The 863-nt window shown below is 43.0% G+C and carries 1 protein-coding gene; it reads left to right on the top strand.

All coding sequences use genetic code 11. The annotated features are described in order from the left end of the window. Nucleotides 1-299 precede the first annotated feature (299 nt). A complete protein-coding gene (locus tag KIV40_RS27985; RefSeq protein ID WP_285352470.1) occupies nt 300-824 on the top strand; it encodes a hypothetical protein in 525 nt (174 codons plus the stop codon). Nucleotides 825-863: the final 39 nt, after the last annotated feature.

Raw genomic sequence — 863 nt, 5'->3', positions numbered from 1 at the left:
GTTCGCTGTGTACCGATTGCGATTGTCAGTGGTTTCATTTTGAGCCTACTGGTACCAGTATTGATGCTATTCTTTGTATCTCTTGCTAACTAGATCGCAGGAATGGCAGATGAATTCTATTAGAATGCGTTCGTGTCTCTTTACTGGAAATACCGAAATTACCCAAGATACTGAAACAGTTACCGAAATAAAAAGGCACTAAGTGTCGTTGCTCAACAAATACCAACCACGGTAATCTGTGAAAACGTAGTCCTAAATAAAAACAGTTCTAAAAAGAATAAACCCAAAAAGGAACCACTATGAAACGCCTTTGTGTCGCACTACTGCTAGCATCAACTTCTACCTTCTCTTTTGCAGCAGAGAGCTTAACTGGAAACCAACAATGTCTTGCTGAAAAATACGATGCGTATATCGATGCGTCTCTGAATTGGTATGCCGATCTTGCTGACCTAACCTCAGAACAATACCCAGAGCTTGAAGATGTGAGCCAGTGGTTCCTTGAAGGCCGTAAGCACCACTTTGAGCTCAACCGCGCCGCTGTTCGTTATTACCTAGTGAACGACTCAAGCAAAGTAGCAACCGAACAGTCTATCGAAGGTTGGTTGAAGCTAGAGCAGCATGACAAAGAGCTGTCACAGCGTGATGACGAGCTGGGTAAGATTGCTAAGACAACATTCGACGATCGCCAGTCTAAACCTCACGCTCAAAACTATGAGCTACGTTCTGCGTTCGCAGAGCTTCTAAGCCACCCTAAACAGATTGATACAGCCCTTCAGCGCTACAACCAATCTATCGCTAAAGTTGAAAGCACTCAGTGTAAATAGCGACATATTCGCTACTTTTAAATAAAAGTAACGTTTATG

The organism is Vibrio sp. D173a, from assembly GCF_030248475.1.
Note: the sequence above shows the minus strand (reverse complement) of the source record. Positions and strands in the feature narration are given on the sequence as shown.